Source organism: Rhizobium sp. ERR 1071 (assembly GCF_007828675.1).
GTDB lineage: Bacteria > Pseudomonadota > Alphaproteobacteria > Rhizobiales > Rhizobiaceae > Rhizobium > Rhizobium dioscoreae.
Genome location: NZ_VITM01000004.1, coordinates 530,549 through 550,594 on the forward strand (window position 1 = coordinate 530,549; position 20,046 = coordinate 550,594).

The 20,046-nt window shown below is 59.4% G+C and carries 20 protein-coding genes; 11 read left to right on the forward strand and 9 right to left on the reverse strand.

Going from position 1 to position 20,046, the window contains the following annotated elements:
* Positions 1-104 precede the first annotated feature (104 nt).
* The 4 genes from FBZ99_RS17160 to FBZ99_RS17175 all read left to right on the forward strand — a co-directional run bounded on the left by FBZ99_RS17160 (position 105) and on the right by FBZ99_RS17175 (position 3,748).
* Positions 105-575 carry an Lrp/AsnC family transcriptional regulator gene (locus FBZ99_RS17160; protein WP_113353703.1) on the forward strand — a complete coding sequence of 157 codons (471 nt, stop codon included), beginning with the start codon at positions 105-107 and terminating at the stop codon, positions 573-575.
* 129 nt (positions 576-704) lie between these two features.
* On the forward strand, positions 705-1,454 hold the full coding sequence (locus FBZ99_RS17165; protein ID WP_113353704.1) for a nucleotidyltransferase domain-containing protein: 750 nt from the start codon (positions 705-707) through the stop codon (positions 1,452-1,454).
* Between the two features lie 121 nt (positions 1,455-1,575).
* Positions 1,576-2,667 carry an LLM class flavin-dependent oxidoreductase gene (locus tag FBZ99_RS17170; RefSeq protein ID WP_113353705.1) on the forward strand — a complete coding sequence of 364 codons (1,092 nt, stop codon included), beginning with the start codon at positions 1,576-1,578 and terminating at the stop codon, positions 2,665-2,667.
* A 334-nt stretch (positions 2,668-3,001) separates the two neighbouring features.
* Positions 3,002-3,748 (forward strand): hypothetical protein, encoded by a 747-nt coding sequence (locus FBZ99_RS17175; RefSeq protein ID WP_233788584.1) that lies wholly within the window; start codon positions 3,002-3,004, stop codon positions 3,746-3,748.
* Positions 3,749-3,918: 170 nt separating this feature from the next.
* On the opposite strand, the gene FBZ99_RS17180 is transcribed toward FBZ99_RS17175, so the two are convergent.
* The 8 genes from FBZ99_RS17180 to FBZ99_RS17215 form a co-directional block, all read right to left on the reverse strand.
* Positions 3,919-4,758: a mechanosensitive ion channel family protein gene (locus tag FBZ99_RS17180; protein ID WP_145634105.1), complete on the reverse strand. Its 840-nt coding sequence runs from the start codon at positions 4,756-4,758 to the stop codon at positions 3,919-3,921.
* Between the two features lie 121 nt (positions 4,759-4,879).
* Positions 4,880-6,349 (reverse strand): sensor domain-containing diguanylate cyclase, encoded by a 1,470-nt coding sequence (locus tag FBZ99_RS17185; RefSeq protein ID WP_246661127.1) that lies wholly within the window; start codon positions 6,347-6,349, stop codon positions 4,880-4,882.
* Positions 6,350-6,570: 221 nt separating this feature from the next.
* Positions 6,571-7,020: a manganese-binding transcriptional regulator MntR gene (mntR, locus tag FBZ99_RS17190; RefSeq protein ID WP_069614474.1), complete on the reverse strand. Its 450-nt coding sequence runs from the start codon at positions 7,018-7,020 to the stop codon at positions 6,571-6,573.
* 152 nt (positions 7,021-7,172) lie between these two features.
* Positions 7,173-8,243: an LLM class flavin-dependent oxidoreductase gene (locus tag FBZ99_RS17195; RefSeq protein ID WP_113353709.1), complete on the reverse strand. Its 1,071-nt coding sequence runs from the start codon at positions 8,241-8,243 to the stop codon at positions 7,173-7,175.
* Between the two features lie 88 nt (positions 8,244-8,331).
* Positions 8,332-9,186 carry an ABC transporter permease subunit gene (locus FBZ99_RS17200; protein WP_113353710.1) on the reverse strand — a complete coding sequence of 285 codons (855 nt, stop codon included), beginning with the start codon at positions 9,184-9,186 and terminating at the stop codon, positions 8,332-8,334.
* Positions 9,183-9,971, reverse strand: a complete 789-nt coding sequence (locus FBZ99_RS17205; protein WP_113353711.1) for a taurine ABC transporter ATP-binding protein — start codon at positions 9,969-9,971, stop codon at positions 9,183-9,185. The genes FBZ99_RS17200 and FBZ99_RS17205 overlap by 4 nt, the downstream gene beginning before the upstream one ends.
* Positions 9,972-10,026: 55 nt before the next feature.
* Complete coding sequence (tauA, locus tag FBZ99_RS17210) at positions 10,027-10,986, reverse strand: taurine ABC transporter substrate-binding protein (RefSeq protein ID WP_442966488.1); 960 nt, start codon at positions 10,984-10,986, stop codon at positions 10,027-10,029.
* Positions 10,987-11,310: 324 nt separating this feature from the next.
* Positions 11,311-11,664: a hypothetical protein gene (locus FBZ99_RS17215; RefSeq protein ID WP_113332394.1), complete on the reverse strand. Its 354-nt coding sequence runs from the start codon at positions 11,662-11,664 to the stop codon at positions 11,311-11,313.
* A 141-nt stretch (positions 11,665-11,805) separates the two neighbouring features.
* Here FBZ99_RS17215 and FBZ99_RS17220 point away from each other — a divergent pair, with 141 nt between their 5' ends.
* The 3 genes from FBZ99_RS17220 to FBZ99_RS17230 are packed head-to-tail and all read left to right on the forward strand — an operon-like array spanning position 11,806 to position 15,263.
* The gene (locus FBZ99_RS17220; protein WP_113353714.1) at positions 11,806-12,456 is read left to right on the forward strand and encodes a UdgX family uracil-DNA binding protein; all 651 of its coding nucleotides are present in this window, start codon (positions 11,806-11,808) and stop codon (positions 12,454-12,456) included.
* Positions 12,457-12,504: 48 nt separating this feature from the next.
* The gene (locus FBZ99_RS17225; protein ID WP_113353715.1) at positions 12,505-13,647 is read left to right on the forward strand and encodes an HlyD family secretion protein; all 1,143 of its coding nucleotides are present in this window, start codon (positions 12,505-12,507) and stop codon (positions 13,645-13,647) included.
* A gap of 5 nt (positions 13,648-13,652) precedes the next feature.
* Positions 13,653-15,263, forward strand: coding sequence for a DHA2 family efflux MFS transporter permease subunit (locus FBZ99_RS17230; RefSeq protein ID WP_113353716.1), 1,611 nt, complete (start codon positions 13,653-13,655; stop codon positions 15,261-15,263).
* 43 nt (positions 15,264-15,306) lie between these two features.
* Here the strand turns inward: FBZ99_RS17230 and FBZ99_RS17235 are convergent, their stop codons facing one another.
* The gene (locus FBZ99_RS17235) at positions 15,307-15,516 is read right to left on the reverse strand and encodes a hypothetical protein (RefSeq protein ID WP_233789861.1); all 210 of its coding nucleotides are present in this window, start codon (positions 15,514-15,516) and stop codon (positions 15,307-15,309) included.
* A gap of 376 nt (positions 15,517-15,892) precedes the next feature.
* Between FBZ99_RS17235 and FBZ99_RS17240 the strand changes: the two genes are divergently transcribed.
* From FBZ99_RS17240 to FBZ99_RS17255, 4 genes are read left to right on the forward strand one after another with little or no spacing between them, the layout of a single operon-like run.
* Complete coding sequence (locus tag FBZ99_RS17240; protein ID WP_113353734.1) at positions 15,893-16,885, forward strand: LLM class flavin-dependent oxidoreductase; 993 nt, start codon at positions 15,893-15,895, stop codon at positions 16,883-16,885.
* A 24-nt stretch (positions 16,886-16,909) separates the two neighbouring features.
* Entirely contained in the window at positions 16,910-18,259 is a 1,350-nt protein-coding gene (locus FBZ99_RS17245) for an LLM class flavin-dependent oxidoreductase (RefSeq protein WP_145634107.1), read from the forward strand.
* A gap of 15 nt (positions 18,260-18,274) precedes the next feature.
* Complete coding sequence (locus FBZ99_RS17250) at positions 18,275-19,474, forward strand: M20 aminoacylase family protein (protein ID WP_113353719.1); 1,200 nt, start codon at positions 18,275-18,277, stop codon at positions 19,472-19,474.
* 8 nt (positions 19,475-19,482) lie between these two features.
* Positions 19,483-20,031: a GNAT family N-acetyltransferase gene (locus tag FBZ99_RS17255; protein WP_113353720.1), complete on the forward strand. Its 549-nt coding sequence runs from the start codon at positions 19,483-19,485 to the stop codon at positions 20,029-20,031.
* Positions 20,032-20,046: the final 15 nt, after the last annotated feature.

Genomic DNA, 20,046 nt, shown 5'->3' on the forward strand with positions numbered 1-20,046 from the left:
GCTGGAACGATAGGCCAATCCTCGCGCAATGAGCTTGCGAAGAGTTCAATAATACGAGAGAGTTTGGCATATTATGCCACTCAATCGGCAGTAGGAGCTATGTTGTGTCAACGACTTTGGACGAGATCGACCGGCGTATCCTCAGGGTGCTGCAGCGCGACGGACGCATTTCCAATGTGGACCTCGCGAGGGAAGTGGGGCTCTCGCCGTCACCCTGTCTTCGCCGCGTGCGATTGCTGGAGGATGCAGGCATCATCGATCGCTATGTGGCCGTTCTCGACCCGGCAAAGGTGGGTGCGGGCCTCACCGTGTTCGCCCGCGTCTGGTTCAAGACGCAGGATGCGCAAGTCACCCTCCAATTTGCGGAGGCGGTCAGGCGGTTTCCTGAAGTCATGGAATGTTATCTGACGACGGGCGAATGCGATGCCGTCCTGCGCATCGTCACGACTGATCTGCACAGCTATTGGCGGTTTCAGGCTGACCACTTGACGCGCATCCCGAGCGTATTGAACGTCAAGACCGATGTGCCAATGGAAACGCTGAAGCGAAGCTTTGAATTGCCTTTGGCCTCGTAGCATTGCAGCCAACTGTCGGCCAATTATGGCGGCGGCGAAGTGCCGTTCAGCGTGCCTAGCCGGTTCCTGTCTGCTCGCACCCTGGCGGGCATATCGAACCCGCAAGATAATTGATGTTTGGAGAGCGAAATGAGCATATTCGAAACGGCGATGCAGGCGACACGCCCGGTTCTCGCCAGCCGTTTTCCGGGCTATTCCTTTGCCTTTGTCTCAGGGTCGATCATACGAGGCGAGGGAAGAAAGGGCTCCGACATCGATCTGGTCGTGGTCTTTGATCAGCTCGAAACCGCTTGGCGCGAGACCTTTGTCGAGGGCGACTTTCCGTTCGAAGTGTTTGTTCACGACCCGGAGACGCTCAGCTGGTTTTTCGAGAGCGATATTGCGCGTGGCTATCCCGTTATCATTCATATGGTTGCGACAGGCCAGATTCTCGGGCCAAATCCTGACAAGGGACAGGTCTGGAAGGACTATGCTACCGGCATCCTCCATAACGGCCCACCGAAGCTGGAAGGTGAGAAGCTGAATGCTTTGAAATATCAAATCACCGACCTTCTCGATGATCTGCGTGGGGAGCGGGCGGCTCCGGAGGTAGGCGCGATTACCGCGCAACTCTATCAGCCTTTGGCCGACCTTATGCTGCGGGGACGAGGAAGATGGTCGGGCAGGGGCAAATGGATTCCCCGCCTGCTTCGAGAGATGGATCGGGACCTGGCCGATAGGTTCGACGATGTCTTCGGGCGTGCTTCAGCCGGAGAGGTGGAGGCATTGTGCGGTCTCACACGTAGCGAACTGGATCGGCATGGCGGCCCGTTTTTCGCAGGTGACAAGCGCATCGCGTCGCAACAGGCAAGACGCGAGAGCCTTATGCCGCGCGGTTGATTGTTATGCCTGATCCAAAAATTTTAAGCTTGAAATTCTTCATGGCAACGCTAACACATTCCTATCGGGTCGCTGCGGATTTTGCAGGATAGACGCGAGGTGAACTCGGGAGGAAGCCACCATGAAGACCCATCCGCTGAAGGGGCCGAACCGGCTGAAGCTCGGTGTTTTCTCGACCAACGCGGATGGTGGGCTTGCCATCACCGACGTGCCGGAGCGCTGGACGGCAGGCTGGCAGGATAATCTGACCGCAGCACAGATCGCCGATCGGGCGGGGCTCGAATTCTTTCTGCCGATTGCCCGCTGGCGCGGTTTCGGCGGCAAGAACCGCGTGCGTGAATGGTCGTTCGAGACCTTCACCTGGGCTGCTGCGCTCTCGGCCGCGACCGAGCAGATCGGCCTTTTCATGACGGTGCACGTGCCGCTCGTCCATCCCCTTTATGCTGCCAAGTCGCTTGCGACCGTCGATCATATCAGCCAAGGGCGCGCGGGGCTGAACATTGTCTGCGGCTGGAACCCGAAAGAATTCGGCATGTTCGGCGTGCCGCTGGTCGAAAAGGGCTACGACCAGGCCGCTGAATGGCTCGAAATTGTCGAAAGGCTCTATGCCACTGATGAGCCCATCGATTATGCCGGCACCTATTACAATCTGAAAGAAGCTGTCAGCCGCCCTGCTAGCCTGCAGGCGCCACGGCCGGTGACGATGAATGCGGCCTTCGGCGGCCCCGGCCGAGACTTTGCCGCGGCGCATTGCGACTATCTCTTCACCACCTTCACCGATATCGGTGACGCCGGAAAGCATGTGACTGATATCGCTGCACGGGCGGAAGGTAAAGGCAGGCAGGTCGGCGTTTATACGGTTTGTCACGTCGTCTGCCGCGAGACACAGACGGAGGCAGACGACTATTACACCCGTTATGCCGTGACTATGGCCGATCAGGCTGCCGTCGATCAACACATGGCCGGCAAGAAGGAGTTCTCGCAGTCCCATGATCGCGAGTCCTATGACCGCTACCGCCAGCGCTTTGCCGGTGGAGCAGGCAGCTATCCGCTGATCGGCACGCCGCAGCGCATTGCCGAAGAGATGATCGCCATTGCCGAGCAAGGCTATGCCGGTATAGCCTTGTCCTTCGTCAACTATACGCAGGAACTGCCCTATTTCTGCGATCGGGTGCTTCCGATTCTGGCGAAGGCTGGGCTCCGGGCGGGGTGAACCACCGGTTCGATGCTTCGCGCCGCGGCCGCTCGCAAGAATGTGATCATCCTTCAATGATGACTTGGCTATCCGGCAAGGGCTGATTTTCCAGGCCGTTTGCGGTGATGTCGCTTTCATGCTGCGGCGTTGCAGGTGCGACATGTGTGCAACGCAGCAAAAAACGTGACGTCAAGGGGTTTACAAGCGTGGCCCTGGATGGGATTCTTTTAGACGAAGGGTGCTGCTTGATTGGAAGTGGCGTCATTCCCTTCAACCGGATGCCGCTAGTCTTGGCTCCGATGTGCCGCAATTTTGCCGGCGCTTAACCGAACAAAATCAATCTGAAGCCGGAATGCGGGTGTTTCCGTGCCCGGCTGTTGCCTTGGTGCGCCCTGAAAATTACGAGGTCGGGGGCATAGAGAATGCGGGCTTTAACATGGGCTTCAAGTCAAAACGCGTCCTTCGCGGCGTTCTTGGTCTTCTTGCGAGTGTCAGCTTGCCGCAGGTCACTAAAGCCAGCGATCTGATGATCTGGTCGCCGGTCAAGGTCGCACCCAGAACATACAAGACCACTCTCGGTTTCCGGCTGCCGATGGCCTGGGATGTCAGCGCTGGCATGGATCTCGGACTTGGCAGCGCGGCCACCGGCGCCATCCTGCGCAGCAGCAGCCTGGCAACCCTATGGGGTACGGCAATCGACGATCACAAGCGCTTTTCGACCACATGGCGCCGAGAGGTGTCATTGAGGGTCGACGCGCTCAACAGCACCGGAACGCTTTGCCTCGAACGCTCGCGGAGCTGGACGGTGTCGGAAAACCTGGACATGAGCACTTCGAGGTCGCTGAACGTAAATTATGCGGGCACGCGGAATGCGGCAAACTCCATTACCGCGACACAAGCCGTGACTGTTGCGGTTCCGTGGACGGGGACGTCTCTATCTGCGATCGGCAATCTGAAGGACGTCGGCAGCGTCTTTTCCAGCACGGTCTCGTTTCGGCAGCCTTTGGCGCCGAACCTCAATTTCTCGGCCTCCTTCGCCGATGCGCAGACTTTGACGCCGGCTGGTAATGTGCGGCTGGACTACCGTATCAAATGGTAGATTCACGGGTTTCTAATTCGGCCCTTTCCTATCGCGGCAGGGAACAAATGTCTCTCGCGGAAGTTTAGAACGGGCAGGACATCGATCTTGCTCGAGGTGTCATGACCTCGCGAAGCCTGCCGCTGGTTCGACTCCCTGCCGGCGGCAGGCTTAGCGTTCGAGCAGTGACCTCAGTCGGCAGGCCCTGTCGCCTCCGTTGGTGATTTGATCGTTATGTCGGGCTCGGCAAGCCTGGCCTTGAGCTTCGAGACCACATCGTGCCGGACATCGGACCACGACGTGGTGATCGCCCAATATTCGATGTTGAGCACGGCTTGATCGACGGCCAGTTCATCGAGAAAAACCTTCGGTGCCGGTGTGGTCTTGATGCGTTGATCCGCTTTCAGGATGTCGAGGATCGTTTTGCGGGCAAGATTGATGTCAATTTTCTCACCCATGGCAACGGACAATTGCTGGCGGCGGTCCGGCTCGCGGCTGTGGTTGATAATGGGCGTGTTCCAGAGCGTCGAGTTCGGTGCCATCAGATAGAGGCCGTCCGCCGTCCTCATCTCCGTGGCGAAGAGCCCGATTTCCTTGATGTAGCCTTTGACGTTCGCCGCCTCGATATATTCGCCGACCCGGAATGGCCGCAGGATCAGCAGCATGATGCCGGCGGCGATATTTTGAAGCGTGCCTTGCAATGCCAGGCCGATCGCCAGGCCGGCAGCACCGAGAGCGGCAATGATGGAGGCGGTCTGAACGCCGAACTGGCCAAGGACGGTGATGAAGACAAGGATGAGCAAGCTGTAGTGCAGGACATTCTGGAAGAAGCTCGCGAGCGTTTCGTCTATGCCGCGAATACGCGAGATGACGCGGTAGGCCGAGCGGCTGATAATGCCCGCAAGAAGCCAGCCACCGATCAGAAGAATGATCGCGCCGAGTAGCGAAAATCCATATTGAACCGCGAGCGCCGAGGCCTGGTCGAGTGCCGTGCGAGTGGCGACGACGATATTGGTCGTTTGATCGTCCATGTCAAAACTCCATCTTTCCCAGAGAGCCAAATGAGAAGTCGCGTTTTTTGTTCCTGGCAATCGGGCGCATGAAACCCAACGGTTTCAATGGATTATGCGGGTCGGTCTCCATGCGGGAGCGTCAGGCGCCGTGCTTTGCCTGATGCGGACCAATGGTGGCAGCTGCGGCGTAGTGAGCCTTCTTCTGCTCGTACATGCCGAGATCCGCGCGCTTGATCATGGCTTCCATGGTTTCGCCGGGCAGGCTCGTGGCAATGCCGATGGAGACGCTGAGCGGCGCGCTGGAATAGAACTGATTGTTGATCTTCAGCAGTTCGTTGATCGTCTCGACCATCGCGGCAGCCGCGATTTCATCGGCGCCTGGCATGAGAACTGCAAATTCGTCGCCGCCGATGCGGGCGGCGTGGTTCGGCAGGGAGACGACGCTGTTCAGCACCTCGCCCATACGGCGCAGCAGAGCATCGCCAGCATCGTGGCCGCTCTCATCATTGGACTCCTTGAGTCCGTTCAGATCGAGAATGATGGCCGATACTGGCCGAAGCGATTTGCGCTCCAGCCTGTTGAGCTCCTCCATATAGAAGGCGCGGTTGAAAAGCCGGGTGAGCACATCGTGCTTGCCGAGATATTCGAGATAGGCTTCCGCCTTCTTGCGCGCGGTAATGTCGGTGAGTGCCACCTGCACCAGCGACCAGTCTTCCTCGTAACCGGGAAAAACCGAAAACTGCAGGAGGACGTGACGCTCCGATCCGTCGAGCGCATAGTTCAGCACTTCACGCTGATGGAAGAGGCGACCGTTCCACAACTCCACCAATTGCCCGCGAAAATGCTTCTCCATATCATCGCGGAACACTTCGCCGATCCGCTGATGCAGGGTCTGGCGGTCCGGTGCGCAGAATAGATCGAGCGTTGCCTGATTGACGTCGAGCACGCTGATCTCACTCATGCATTGCTGGACGAACTCCGGATGCACGTCGAGAAATACCTGAAAGTCGACGATGCCTCGGTGGCGGATGTCATCGAGCAGGATCTTGATGCGGCTGAAATCCTCGACCCACAGGGAAACCGGCGAATGCTCGAACATGCCCTCGGCATAGCGGCGCTGCCGCTCTTCCTGCCGTCTCGCCTCCTCGCGGGCCGTCACGTCTTCCGTCGTCAGCAGCAGCCGGCTCCACGAGGTCTCGTGGCCCGGCAGGATGACGCCGCGTAGCTGGATGTCGAGCCTTTTGCCGCCGAGGGAATAGTTGATTGCGGTGCCGGAAAACTCGGTCTTGCCTTCCCAGAGCGCCACAAGCTCATTCACATGGCTTTGCAGCATCTCGTCGCGAAAGACCCGCGAAAGGCTTTCGACGAGCGTCTCGAAGGATGGCGCCTCGAAGAGCTCCAGCGTCCTGGCATTGACGGCAAGAAGCTTGATCTTTTGCGAGCAGGATGCGACGCGCTGCACGTCGGCCAACAGATAGGAACGCAGGTCCGTCACGCCCTCCGCACGCCAGACCTCGAACTGCTCCTTGACGCCGCTGAAATCCTCCAGCCACATGGCGACGGGGGCAAGCTCGAAAACGGTGCTGCTGAAGTCCTGGGCGTTCATCATGATTCCCTGCGCCGGCAGTAAAAGTCGGTATGCGAAATAAAAGGCCGGCAGTTCGCCAAGTTCTGCTTAGCGAGCATTGGTAAACCTTGTGTTGATATCAGGTAGCGGGTCAAGCCGGACAATCACTGTCCGCTTCTTTTCAACTCATTCTTGTCAAAACTGTGCCCCAAATGGCTCTCTGGCGCGATTGCTATCGGATTGATTCGATGTATTGGGGGCAGTCATGTCTTCAAAAAACGCTCGAAGGCTTCGAGGGTCTTTTCGCTGACATGGTGTTCGATGCCCTCGGCATCATTCCTTGCCGTATCAGGATCGACGCCGAGGCGGCAAAGAACGGCCTCGACGATCTCATGGCGCCGGCGGGTTGCCACCGCCAGGCGGTGCCCTTCTTCAGTCAGGAACACGCCACGATAGGGGCGCTGCGTGATCAAGTTTTCCTCGGCGAGCCGCTTGAGCATTTTTGCAACCGTCGGCTGCGTTACTCCCAGTCTTTGCGCAATATCGGTCTGGCGCGCTTCGCCAGCATGCTCTATCAGATCGGCGATGAGCTCGACGTAATCCTCCATCAATTCAGTACGTCGATCGTCGCGGCTTTTCTGAAAGGCCTCGGCATGCGTCTCGATCTCGGTCGAAGAAAGACGGCTTTCCGGGGCGGCAGGCAATTTCGTCAAGGCGGCTCATCTCCCTCTTGATTAAGAGTCGTGTAATGATGTTTAGCCTCGACTATAAATAATTCAAAGACGTTATGAAACCCCGGCGGCCGATCCCGGCCAGCCGTGAAATCGAAATTCCCGTGTCTCAATTGGCTCGTCGCGCCACGCCTTCAGGCGCGCAACAGCGGCAGCAGTTGCTCACCTTGCCGCTTTATTTCCGAGAGGTATGGTGTGTCCGAAAGAACGAAATGCGTAATGCCGAGGTCGCGATACTTGCGCAGGGAGCGGGCGACATCCTCTGGCGAGCCGACCAGCCAGGTAGTGCCGGCGCCACCGCCGCCGAACCTGCCCGGCGCGGTATAGAGATTGTCGTCAAGCACGTCGCCGCGCGCGGCGAGATCGAACAGCCGTTTCTGGCCCACTGCGATCGATTGCCGGTGATCATTCCAGCCGACACCCTTATTCTCAGCCATCTCCGCGACTTTCGCCTCGGCGTCGGTCCAGGCCTGCTCCGTCGTGTCGCGCACCAGCGTCGTAATGCGCAGCCCGAATTCCAGTGGCGGCAGATCGCGATCAAGGTCTCTGCTTAATGCCTTAAGCCGGCTTATTCGCTCAGCAATGTCGGCGAGTGGCTCGCCCCAGAAAAGCTGAACATCTGCCTCCGTGGCGGAAACGCGTTCTGCAGCATCCGAAGCGCCGCCGAAATAGAGCCTGGGATGCAGACGTTCACCGCGCGGCTCGATGCGCGGCGCAGCCGTGGATTCGCTGACGCGAAAGTGTTCTCCCTCATAGGTGACATTCTCTTCGGTCCAGAGCCTGCGGCTGAGCCGCATGAATTCCTTGGTGCGACCATAGCGGTGCGCTTGATCGCCCTCGCTGTCGCCATAGGCGGCAAGATTGTCCTTGCCGGAAACGATGTTGATGCGCACCCGGCCGCCGCTCAGCTGATCCAGCGTGGCAGCAGCTGAAGCGAAGTGCGCTGGGCGCCAGTAGCCGGGGCGGATTGCGATGAGCGGCTCGAAGCTGGTGGTGCGCGCCGCAAGTGCGGCCGCGACGGTAAAGGTGTCGGGTCGGCCCCAGCCGGTGCCGATCAATGCGCCCTTCCAGCCGTGATCCTCCAGCGCCTTGGCATGGCTCGTGAGCGTTTCCAGGCTGTTGTGGTTCTCGACGGCGGAGTCGCCGCGGTGACCCGGCTTGACGTCGTTCGGGATGTACCAGAGAAATTCGCTGTTATCGCTCATGCCTGCGCCTGTCGGTCTCTCTGAATTGATTGATACGGGATTTGTGGCGAGGAGAGCCGTGGTGATCCTCGGCTCATCTCCCTTGAGTCTAAAGCTTGCCCTTCCACGGGACGAGCACGGCTTCAAGAATGCGGACGGCGGTCGAGAAGGCAAAGGCGCAGACCGCAATGATGCCGATGCCGACGAAGACGACGTCGGTGGCAAGGAACTGCGACGCCGACATGATCATGAAGCCGATGCCGCGGGTCGAAGCGATGAGTTCGGCCGCCACCAGCGTTCCCCAGCCAATGCCGAGGGCGATCCGGATGCCCGTCAGGATTTCCGGCAGCGCCGAAGGCAGGACGACGTTGAAGAAAAGCTGCAGCCGGTTCGCGCCGAGGGACCGTGCGGCATTGACCCGCTCCAGCGGCAGCGAACGCACGCCGGCTTGGGCGGACAGGCAGATCGGCGCGAACATGGCGAGCACGAGAAGGGTGATCTTCGAGGTCTCGCCGATCCCAAGCCATATGATCATCAGCGGCAGATAGGAAAGGGGCGGCAGCGGCCAATAGAATTCGATCGGCGTATCGAGAATTCCCTTTGCCCAGCGGTTGAGCCCCATCAGCAGACCGACAGGAATGCCGACCCCGATCGCGATGGCTGCGGCGACGACGATGCGGAACAGGCTTGCCAATACATGTTCGGAAAGTGAAGCGCCGGCATAACCATCGCGGTAGACGACGCCGATCTGCGTCAGCACTTCATCGGGGCGAGGCAGGAAGAGGTGTGACACCAGACCGAGCTTTGCGACGAGCCACCACAATGCGAGGCAGACGATCGCAGTCGCGATGCTGATGGCGATGGTGGGTTTCTCGCCAACGCCGAAACTCGGGACGCGAACCAGCTTCGGTTGCGCTTCCCTTTGAGGAACGGTAATCGGGCGCGTTTCGATGATGTCACTCATGCCACGCTCCTGATGTTCTCGGCGCTGTGGAGAATAGCGCGAATTTCTTCCCGAAGGCTGCTGAATTCAGGCGACGAGACGATCGCCTTCGTATCGCCGCTGGCGGCAAAGCGATGTACGAAATCGAGTTCGAAACGCGCAACGACACGCCCGGGCCTCGGAGACATGACGAGAACCTCGGTTCCGAGAAAAAGCGCCTCCTCGATCGAATGGGTGATGAAGAAGATGCGCTTGTCGGTTCTAGCCCAGACGGAAACCAGCAGCTCCTGCATCTGCTCGCGCGTCAGGCTGTCGAGAGCGCCGAATGGTTCGTCCATCAGCAGGATATCGGGATCGGTGGCAAGTGCCCGGGCAATGCCGACGCGCTGGCGCATGCCGCCCGACAACTCATAGGGCAGAGCATTGGCAAAGTCGGTCAAACCGACAAGCCGTAGCAGTTCCGATGCGCGATCCCGGCGTTCCCGTTTACCCAGTCCGGCAAATTGCAGGCCGAGAGCCACATTGTCGATCACGGATTTCCATGGCAGCAGCGAATCCTTCTGGAAGACGACGCCGCGATCGGCGCCGGGACCGGAAACAGGCCTGCCGTCGAGCGTGATCTTTCCCTCTGAAAGCGGCAGGAAACCGGCGATCGCATTGAGCAGGGTGGATTTGCCGCAACCGGATGCGCCGAGTGCGACCACGATGCCGCGTTCGGGAATGTCGAAGGAAACGCGGTCAAGCGCGTGAACGGTTCTGCCGTCACGCGCTGCAAAGAAGACGCTTGCATGGTCGACTTGAAGCATGGGCTCTCTCGATATTGCGACGCCGGCGCGACAAGCGCGCCGACGCCAGGGAGGATCAGTTGCTTGCGCTGACGAGCGCGTCGGCGGTGACGAATGCGCCGTAATTCGGCAGGACTTCGGAGACTTTCCCCTGGCTCTTCAGGAAGGCTGCCGTGTCCTTGAGGATTTTTGCCGCGCCGGATTGATCGCCGCCACCGAGCCAGGCCGCCGATGCCTGCACGTCGGGTGTCAGCAGAGTGAGGTTCTTGAGCGCTGCCGCCTGCTGCTCTGCAGTACCGCCCAGAAGCTTGGCGAGCGCCTTGGCGTTGTCGCTGTCCGGTCCCCAGGCGGCCTTGTCGGCGGCAAACGAGGCGTAGTATTTGTTGATCACCGAGGCATAGGCCTTCAGGAATTGCGGATTGTCTGCTGCGAATTTCGAGGTTGCGACCCAGGCGGAAAATGTTGGAGCGCCCTTGTCGGCGACGTCCTTGGACGTCACCAGCACCTTGCCGTTCTTCTTCAGTTCGGTGAGTGCCGGGTCCCAGACGAAGCCGCCGTCGATATCACCGCGATTGTAGCTTGCGACGATTTCAGGCTGCGGGACAGCAAAGACCTGTACGTCCTTTTCGCTCAGGCCAAGGGACTTGATCAGGGCGAGCAGCTGATAATGGTCAGTGGAAACGGGTGCCGCCGCGAGTTTCTTGCCCTTCAGATCGGCGAGTGTGTTGATGCCGGAGCCATTGCGCACCACCAGAGCTTCATCGACGCCCGAGATGGACGAGAGGTAAAAGGCCTTCACCTCGAGTCCGCGTGAAGCAGCAGCGGCAAACGGGCTCGAGCCGACATAACCGATCTGGACGTCGCCGGATGCGATGGCGGCGAAGATCTCTGCTCCCGAATTGAACTTGCGGAAGTCGATCTCATAGCCCGTCTCCTTTGCGAAATCGCCATTGGCGATCGCGACAGAGGAGGGCAGGGCATCCGTCTGATAGGCGACGACGACCTTCTTGTCGGCAGCGGCCGCGCCGGCCGCCATGGAAATGCTGGCGAGACCCAAGACGGCCACAGCGATCAGTGTGTTGAATTTCATGACTAGTCCCCTTGGCCGGATCAGATTTTCCGGCGGTTCCCTGAATGGAATGCACAGAGCCTAGCGAAATCGGGGGCAGGATCGATAGAAATAGCAAACTATTTTTATAGACTATAATAGGAATTGTTTGTCTAAATGGACGAAGACGACAAGACTAGCATCTTTCCGCCGGAGCGAAGCCGACATGGATATCGACGCTCAGGAACGCGTCAAAATCCTGAACTCTGCTCGAGAGCGGTCATTCCCATAGCAAAGCGAAAGCCTGCCGGCCTAACTGGTGCTTTCGCGCTCGTTGAGATCGATCTGGCCTTTTTCCGCCAGGATCGGCAGGGCGATATTATGCTGCGCCTCATTCATTTCCTGCACCGTGACGAGCGTTCCTCCCCGTTCGAGGGCGGCTGCATAGGCGGCACGTTGCTCCTCGTGAAAGAAGATGCCCGTCAACGCATCCAAAAAGCCCATGTGATCGGTCGGTGAGGTGTCTGGCCGGTTGCCCGGTGTCATGGTGATCGCGTCCTTCGGGATACCGGCTTCCATCAACGCCTGGGCTGCAGCTTCCGCGTCATATTCGTCGTCGAAGAATGCGGTTAATGCAAAGGAGCCGGTTTTACGTTCGCTATTCATGGCGGGTTCTCCGTTCTCGTGGTCTCATTGTCTTAACGAGCACCATGGGAGGGGGTTCCCACGTGATGAGCATCCCGCATGGAACAAACAGAAGGACGATTAGTTGATCGTCATAGAATCTGGAACCATAGCGAGCCCCCAATGCTCGATAGATTTCCTTCGGCCGGCGCAGGCCCGTCGCTCAGCTATGAGCATGCCGATGCAGAGACACTTGATGAGCTGCATGAGGATGCTCGATCCTGCACACGCTGCGATCTCTATCGCAACGCCACTCATCTCGTGTTCGGCGAAGGGCCGGCCCAGGCCGACATCGTGCTGGTCGGTGAACAGCCGGGCGACAAGGAGGATGTGGCCGGCCGGCCTTTTGTCGGACCGGCCGGCCGGCTTCTTGATGAATGCCTTGAGGAAGCGGGCGTGGATCGGGACCGTTGTTATGTCACCAACGCCGTGAAGCATTTCAAATATCAGATGCGCGGCAAGAAACGACTGCATGCCAGGCCCAATGCCGGCGAGGTGCAGCGCTGTGCCTGGTGGCTGGGAGCAGAACTCGAATTGCTAAAGCCGAAGCTGGTCGTCGCACTTGGGGCGACGGCTGTATCCTCGCTACTCGGCTCGAAAGTCAGGGTCATGCGCGACCGCGGCCAGATCCTGCATCCGTCGGGAAAACTCGATGTCCTGGTGACCATTCATCCCTCGGCGCTTCTGCGGATCAGGGAGGCGGAAGAGAGGGAAAAGAACAAGCTCACCTTCATTCGGGATCTCAAAAAGATCCGGAGTTTTGTGCGGCACTGACCATTTTCTCCAGACACAACCCGCAGAACAGCAAGCAAAGGTCATGTTATGGCTGACAATCAACCTAATATTGCGGAAACCAAGCCGGATCGGCTGAAACAGCAACCTGTTGATGACGCCGGCCGCGAAAATGATGCACCGGCTGAAAAGCGCGCATCCTTCATTCGCCGTCATGCCCTCTCCATTCTGCTCGGCATCGTCGTGTTGCTCGCACTGATCGTAGCCGCATGGTTCGTCTGGAAGATCTATTTCTATCCCTATGAGTCGACGGATGATGCCTTTGTCGATGCGCGCAGCTTTTCGGTTGCTGCCAAAGTATCCGGCTATGTTGCCGAGGTTCCGGTGACCGATAACCAGTCCGTCAAAGCCGGCGATGTCATCTTGATGATCGATCCGCGTGACTATCAGATCGCGCTCGATCAGGCGAACGGGCAGGTAGAGGTGGCAAAGGCCTCGGTCGACAGCGCCGGCGCGCAGATCGAGGCGGCGAGCGCCGCCGTCGACGTCGCCAGGGCGCAACAGAATTCCGCCACCGCCGCTCTGCAATTTGCACAGCAGGAATCCAATCGCCAGCAGCAACTGGTCAAGACCGGCTCCGGCAGCGTGCAGGCCGTGCAACAGGCTACGGCAACCCTGCAGCAGGATCAGGCAAGTCTTGCCCAGATGCAGGCGAATATTACCTCGGCGCTGAAGAACAAAGCCGTTGCCGAAGCGCAGAAATCCAGTGCGCTCGCAAGCCTCAAGCAGGCGCAGGCACAGGCCGAAGAAGCGCAGCAGAACCTTAGTTACACGACGATCACGGCGGCTCAGCCGGGGCGCATCGTACGTCTTGCCGGCGCCAAGGGGCAGTATGTGGAGGCAGGGCAGGCAATCTCGACATTCGTTCCCGATGAGGTCTGGATCACGGCGAACTTCAAGGAGACGCAGCTCACCGACATGCGGCCGGGCCAGCCGGTGGACATCACGATCGATGCCTATCCCAATCACACGCTCCACGGAAAGGTGGCCTCGGTTCAGCCGGGCTCTGGCACTGCCTTTTCGCTGTTGCCAGCAGAAAACGCGACCGGCAATTACGTCAAGGTCACGCAGCGCGTGCCGGTCAAGATTATCGTCGACAGATGGCCCGATGATGTTGCAATCGGCCCCGGCATGTCCGTGGTGCCGACAGTGACGGTACACCCGAGGAGCTGAGCGAGATGAGCGGTGCAGGCGCAGCGGCGGGCGGAAGAGAAGCATCATCCGCGCAAGTCACGAATCCCTGGCTGATAGCCATGGTGGTGTCGCTGGCAACCTTCATGGAAGTGCTCGACACCACGATTGCCAACGTGGCGCTGCGCTACATTTCAGGCGGCCTTGCCGTCAGCTCCGACGAAGCCTCCTGGGTGGTCACGACCTATCTCGTTTCCAACGCCATCGTGCTGGTTGCCAGCAGCTATTTCGCCGAACGGTTCGGACGCCGTCGGTTCTATCTCCTATGCCTGGTGACATTCACGATCGCTTCCGTTCTGTGCGGTCTATCGTGGAATCTCCAGGCGCTGTTGATTTTCCGCGTTATACAGGGTTTTGCCGGCGGCGGCATGGTGCCGACCTCACAGGCGATCCTTGCCGATGCCTTCCCGCCGGCAAAACGTGGTCAGGCTTTTGCGCTCTTCGGTGTCGCCGTGGTCGTCGCGCCGGTCATCGGACCGACCTTAGGCGGTTATCTCTCCGACAACCTCTCCTGGCACTGGTGCTTCCTCATCAATGGTCCCGTCGGCATATTCGCCTTCGTGCTCGTCTATGTGCTGTTGAAGGAGACTCCGAAAACGAGGAATATGCGCGAGGAATTCCGCCGGAAGGGCGTGCGTTTCGATCTCATCGGCTTTCTGCTGGTGGCAACCTTTCTCGGCTCTCTGGAACTCATCCTGGATCGGGGGCAGACCGATGACTGGTTCGGCTCCGACTTCATCATCGTCATGGTAGTCATATGCATTCTCGCCTTCCTGGCGGCCATACCGTGGGTTCTGACTAAGGCTAACCCGATCATCGACGGGTGGCTGCTCGGCACCCGGCAATTCGGTTCCTGTTTCATCGTGATGATGGCAACCGGCGCAATCCTGATTGCGACGACGCAGTTCATCCCTGAGGTCGTGCAGCAGAACTACGGATATACGGCGACCTGGGCTGGGCTCGCACTTTCGCCAGGCGGGCTTGTGACCATGGTCATGATGTTCGTTGCCGGCCGGGTGAATTCCTTGGTTCAGCCGAAGTATCTGATCGCCATAGGTGCGGCGATCATTGCGATGTCCATGTGGCAGCTGACGCGGCTCTATCCCGGCCTGAACTTCGGCTTCTTCGTCTGGTCTCGTCTCTATATCGGGCTCGGCCTGCCGCTGATCTTCATCCCCATCACCTCTGCCTCCTACTACGGTTTGAGGCCTGAACAGACCAATCAGGCGTCGGCCATGATCAATGCTGCGCGCAACATCGGCGGCTCCATCGGCGTTTGTATCGCGTCAAATGTCCTGGCGCATCGGGAGCAGTGGCACCAGAGCCGCCTGGTGGAGCATGTCACGCCTCCCTCACCGGCCTATCAGGAGACACTGCGAACCATGACGCGTTATTTTGCCGAGAAAGGTGCAACCATGGCGGATGCCCAGGCGCAGGCGACGGCCTGGATAGGGCAGCAGGTGCAGACCCAGGCGAGCTTCCTCGCCTATATCGATGTATTCCATGTGCTGATGCTGGTCGTGCTCTGCGCCATTCCGCTTGCGCTGATCCTGAGCAATGTCGATCTCAAGGAGGGTGGCGGCGGCGGCATACATTGAGTACTGTAACGATCGATCCTCCCGCAGGTGGACGGTTGGCTCATTAGGTCATTCGCCGCAACAATGCGATGAGGGCGTCAGTGTTGTCATGGGTCTCAAGCGAGAGCAAATGCTTGTCCGCGAGCTCAGCAATCGCCAAGGCGACTTCACGCTCCGACCATCCCGCCAGGATCGCGGCACTCAGCAACTCTCGAAAAGCGGCTTGCAGCGCGTCCTGGCAGCGGATGTCCCGGTCGGGATCATCATCGGTCACGAATGGTCGTGCGATATCGGGCATAGGTAAAAGGTGAACTGATTTGCGGGTTTTGGCAATCTATTGCGTTCAATCGCTCTCGATTGCGCCCTCTTTGCGTCGTGAGAGGCGTAACAGCCGGTCAAAATGAACGGTGATCCGCGGGGTTTAACGGCTCGACGCTGTGCTCTCCTCTGAGCAGGCGTAGTCTCAACAGGCGTTCGATCTCGTCATTGGAACCTGCATCTGCACCCATCCACCGATTTTGGTCGCTGCTGATTTTTTCCGCATCCGGGGAAAGAAAAAGAAAGCTGTTTCTTAAATAACTTAAAATCTATGTTTTTTATAGACTATAGCGCTCCATGATCGGCATTGGGCGCAAACATGGATGAACGGCATGACTTATCTTCTCAGTCTTCTTGACAAGAGCCCGATCGAACAGGGGCTTAGCGCCACCGATGCGCTCGGCGCCACGGCTCGCTTGGCCATCCGGGCCGAGGAACTCGGCTATCATCGCTTCTGGGTTGCCGAGCATCACAATATGGCGAATCTCGCAAGTTCGGCTCCGGAAGTCCTGATCGCTCATCTTCTTGCCCGGACTTCGAGGATCCGTGTCGGTTCCGGCGGCGTCATGCTGCAGCATTACAGCGCCTATAAGGTCGCAGAAACTTTCAATCTCCTGGCGTCGCTGGCGCCGGGACGCGTCGATCTGGGTGTAGGCAAGGCGCCGGGCGGTTTCCCGCTCTCCACCCGCGCATTGCAGCGTGCCTTCGATCCTGAGAAGAAGCCGGACTTCGCCGAGCAGCTTTCCGACATCAACACCTATCTCGCGGCCGACCCTCATTCCGTTGGCGCGCTGGCGACGCCTTTTCCGCCGCGTGCGCCGGAGCGCTTCCTCCTTGGCGCCAGCGTGGAGAGCGCGAAGCTCGCCGCGGAGAAGGGCTGGCGGCTGGTGTTTGCCGGCCATCTGAACGGCGATCCGGAAAATCTGCGCAATACCTTCGAGGCCTACGGGAATGCGACGGGCGGCAAGGTGCCGATCCTGGCGCTCGCAGCCTTTGCTGCCGAAAGCGAAGCCCATGCCCGTGAGCGCGTTGGGCAACTGCGCATCGTCAAGCTCTTCCTGCCCAACGGCCAGAGCGTCAATGTCGGCACGCAGGAGCAGGCGGCGGAATTTGCGCGGCAGGCCGGCTTCTCGGAGTTCCGGACCGAAGAGAAGGTGCCGAGCGTGTTGCATGGCACGGCGGCGCAGATCCGCGGCGAGCTCGACGCGCTTCATCGCCGCTACGGCGTCGAGGAGTTCGTGCTCGACACGCCGGCGCTGACGGCGGCCGAACGCCTCAACTCCATAGAATTGCTCGCCAAAGAGCGCCTTTCCCTTGTTGCCTGAACGGCCTGTCCCAGGAGGATCATCATGGCTCAAAAACACGTTACCTTCGGTATCATGCTGCAAGGCCCTGGCGGCCACATGAATGCCTGGAAGCATCCGAGCGTTCCGGCCGATGCCAGCACCAATCTGAACTTCTTCGTCAAGACAGCCCGCAAGGCCGAAGAGGCCGGTATCGCCTTCGCTTTCGTCGCGGACGGACTCTATATCAACGAGCAGTCGATCCCGCATTTCCTCAATCGCTTCGAGCCGCTGACCATCCTGTCGGCACTTGCCGCCTTTACGACGAAGCTCGGCCTCGTGGGCACGGTTTCGACATCCTATAGCGATCCCTTCACCATCGCCCGGCAATTTGCCTCGCTCGATCTCATCAGCGGGGGCCGCGCCGGCTGGAATGCCGTGACGTCTCCGCTCGAAGGCTCTGGCCGCAACTATAGCCGCGAACATCCCGAGCACGAGCTGCGATACGAGATTGCCGACGAGTATCTCGATGCGATCAAGGGGTTATGGGATTCCTGGGATGACGATGCCTTCGTGCGCGACCGTGAAAGCGGTGTTTATGCCGACAAATCCAAGCTACACCGCCTGAATCACAAAGGCCGGTTCTTCCGCATCGAAGGCCCTCTCAATATCGGCCGCTCCAAGCAGGGGCAGCCGGTGGTGTTCCAGGCCGGTGCCTCCGATTCCGGTATCCGGCTAGCGGGCAAGCACGCCGATGCCGTCTTCACCAATGGCGGACCGCTGGAAGACGCGAAGACCTTCTATAAGCAGGTGAAGCAGAGCGCGATCGCACATGGCCGCAGTGCCGCGGATGTCGGCATCTTCCCGGGCATCGGGCCGATCGTCGGCGCGACGCAGGAGGAGGCGGAGGCCAAGTACCAGGCGATCCGCAATCTCGTCACCATCGAGGAGGCACTGGCCTATCTCGGCCGCTTCTTCGATCACCACGATTTCAGCGCCCATCCTCTGGATGAGCCGTTCCCCGATCTCGGCGATATCGGCCGCAACAACTTCCGTGCCACGACCGACCGCATCAAGAAGACCGCGCGGGAGAAGGGGCTCACCTTGCGTGAGGTGGCGCTCGATGCTGCCACGCCGCGAACCTCCTTCATCGGCACGGCCGAGCACATCGCCAATGAGATCATCCGCTGGGTGGATGAAGAAGGCGCGGATGGCTTCATCCTCGGTTTCCCGGTGATCGGTGAAGGCTTCGACGACTTCTCCAGGCATGTCCTGCCGATCCTGACCGAGCGCGGCTATTTCGACCCGGCGTTGAAGGGGGAGACGCTGCGAGATCATCTGGGCTTGCCGTATCGCGAGAGCCGTTACGCGACAGAGGCTTCGAACATTACACCCGCAAAGGCCGTCGGCGCCTGAGCCAGGACGATCATCATGAACGCTATCATCAAGCCCGCTTTGGTCACCGATCAAATCGAAACAGGGATTGCCGCCTACCTCGACGAGATCATCGCGCTGAGACATGACCTGCATCAATATCCCGAACTCGCCTTTCAGGAGCACCGCACATCCAAGAAGGTCGCTTCGTTGCTTGCCGACTGGGGTTACGAGGTAGCAACGGGCATAGCCGGGACCGGCGTCGTCGCAACCCTTAAGCGGGGCGATGGGCAGCGCAGCCTGGGCATCCGTGCCGATATGGATGCGCTGCCCATTGAAGAAGCAACCGGGCTTGACTATGCCAGCAGCAATCCCGGCGTCATGCACGCCTGCGGCCACGACGGACATACATCGATCCTGCTCGCTGCTGCTCGTTACCTTGCAGAAAGCGCCAATTTCAGCGGCACGCTGCGGTTGATCTTCCAGCCGGCCGAGGAAATTGGCGCCGGCGCGCGCAAGATGCTCTCGGAAGGACTTTTCGATCGGTTTCCGGTCGATGCGGTCTTCGGACTGCACAATTGGCCCGGCGTGCCGACGGGGCAGTTCGGTTTTGTTGCCGGCCCGGCGATGGCTTCCGTCGACAAGGCGGTCATCAACATCGTCGGAAAGGGCGGACATGGTGCCGAGCCGCATCGTGCCGTCGATCCGGTGTTGGCTTCGGCTTCATTCATTACTGCTCTGCAAAGCGTCGTCTCGCGCAATATCGATCCTCAGGAAATGGCGGTCGCAACGGTCGGCTCCATTCATGCCGGTTCGGCTTCGAACGTCATCCCGGAAAGCGTGGAGATGAAGCTGACCATGCGCGCCTACAATGAGACCGTCCGAGCCAGATTGCAGGAGCGAATTCCCGCACTGGCGCGCGCGCAGGCGGAGAGCTTCGGCGCTGTGGCTGAAGTCGATTACCGTCTCGGTTTTCCTGCACTCGTCAATCATGCCGAAGAGACAGAATTCGCCCGCAATGTTGCCATGCAGGCGCTTGGAAGTGCTGCCGTCGAGGCGGATTTCCGGCCGCGGACGGCGAGCGAAGACTTTGCTTTCCTGCTGCAGGCCAAGCCCGGGAGCTACCTCTTTGTCGGCAATGGCGACAGCGCACCGCTGCATAGCGCCCGCTACGATTTCAACGACGCCATCATCGCGCCGGCAGCCCGCTACTGGGTGCGGCTCGCCGAAGCTTTCCTCGCGAATGACAACGGGTGACGAACGACATGAGCGACACGTTTCTTTATACGACCACATTGGACCCGCGCGCCAAGCCGCTGATCGACGAGCTGATCCATGAGTACGACAGCCGGTACGGCAACTATTTCAATGCTGAAGGGGCGATTGCCGAACTCAACCGCTATCCGCCGGAGGCCTTCGCGCCGCCGCAGGGCAATTTTCTGCTCTTGCTCCGAAACGGGGAGACGATCGGCGGTGGCGCTTTCAAGCACTATGACGACCAAACCGCCGAATTCAAACGGATTTGGACGCGGCGCGATCTTCGTCGTCAGGGATTGGCGCGTAGGCTTCTGGTCGAACTGGAGGCCCAGGCGGCGCGACAGGGCTATCGTCGCATCTACCTGACGACAGGCTTTCGCCAACCCGAGGCGGTCGGTCTTTATCTCAACAACGGCTACACAGCCCTGTTCGATACCTCCGTCGATCCGGAAGTCTACAAGAGCCTGCCTTTCGAGAAGGATATCAGCCATTTGGCTCTGGCCTATATCGCCGAAACCTCGGGCTCGCAGCAACGCTTGGCGGCCGCCGGCCGGTAACGCATGGCGGATCAA

Coding starts and splice junctions, on each gene's coding strand:
- tauA (WP_442966488.1), bottom strand. CDS start 10,986: ATGGCGGCCGGCGCGGCCGCTGCCGACAAGAAGGTCGTCGTCGCCTAT.
- FBZ99_RS17200 (WP_113353710.1), bottom strand. CDS start 9,186: ATGAGTGACATCATCGAAACGCGCCCGATTACCGTTCCTCAAAGGGAA.
- FBZ99_RS17245 (WP_145634107.1), top strand. CDS start 16,910: ATGGCTCAAAAACACGTTACCTTCGGTATCATGCTGCAAGGCCCTGGC.
- FBZ99_RS17185 (WP_246661127.1), bottom strand. CDS start 6,349: ATGATGAACGCCCAGGACTTCAGCAGCACCGTTTTCGAGCTTGCCCCC.
- FBZ99_RS17165 (WP_113353704.1), top strand. CDS start 705: ATGAGCATATTCGAAACGGCGATGCAGGCGACACGCCCGGTTCTCGCC.
- FBZ99_RS17215 (WP_113332394.1), bottom strand. CDS start 11,664: ATGAATAGCGAACGTAAAACCGGCTCCTTTGCATTAACCGCATTCTTC.
- FBZ99_RS17250 (WP_113353719.1), top strand. CDS start 18,275: ATGAACGCTATCATCAAGCCCGCTTTGGTCACCGATCAAATCGAAACA.
- FBZ99_RS17225 (WP_113353715.1), top strand. CDS start 12,505: ATGGCTGACAATCAACCTAATATTGCGGAAACCAAGCCGGATCGGCTG.
- FBZ99_RS17175 (WP_233788584.1), top strand. CDS start 3,002: ATGCGGGTGTTTCCGTGCCCGGCTGTTGCCTTGGTGCGCCCTGAAAAT.
- FBZ99_RS17240 (WP_113353734.1), top strand. CDS start 15,893: ATGACTTATCTTCTCAGTCTTCTTGACAAGAGCCCGATCGAACAGGGG.
- FBZ99_RS17220 (WP_113353714.1), top strand. CDS start 11,806: ATGCTCGATAGATTTCCTTCGGCCGGCGCAGGCCCGTCGCTCAGCTAT.
- FBZ99_RS17195 (WP_113353709.1), bottom strand. CDS start 8,243: ATGAGCGATAACAGCGAATTTCTCTGGTACATCCCGAACGACGTCAAG.
- FBZ99_RS17170 (WP_113353705.1), top strand. CDS start 1,576: ATGAAGACCCATCCGCTGAAGGGGCCGAACCGGCTGAAGCTCGGTGTT.
- FBZ99_RS17255 (WP_113353720.1), top strand. CDS start 19,483: ATGAGCGACACGTTTCTTTATACGACCACATTGGACCCGCGCGCCAAG.
- FBZ99_RS17205 (WP_113353711.1), bottom strand. CDS start 9,971: ATGCTTCAAGTCGACCATGCAAGCGTCTTCTTTGCAGCGCGTGACGGC.
- FBZ99_RS17230 (WP_113353716.1), top strand. CDS start 13,653: ATGAGCGGTGCAGGCGCAGCGGCGGGCGGAAGAGAAGCATCATCCGCG.
- FBZ99_RS17180 (WP_145634105.1), bottom strand. CDS start 4,758: ATGGACGATCAAACGACCAATATCGTCGTCGCCACTCGCACGGCACTC.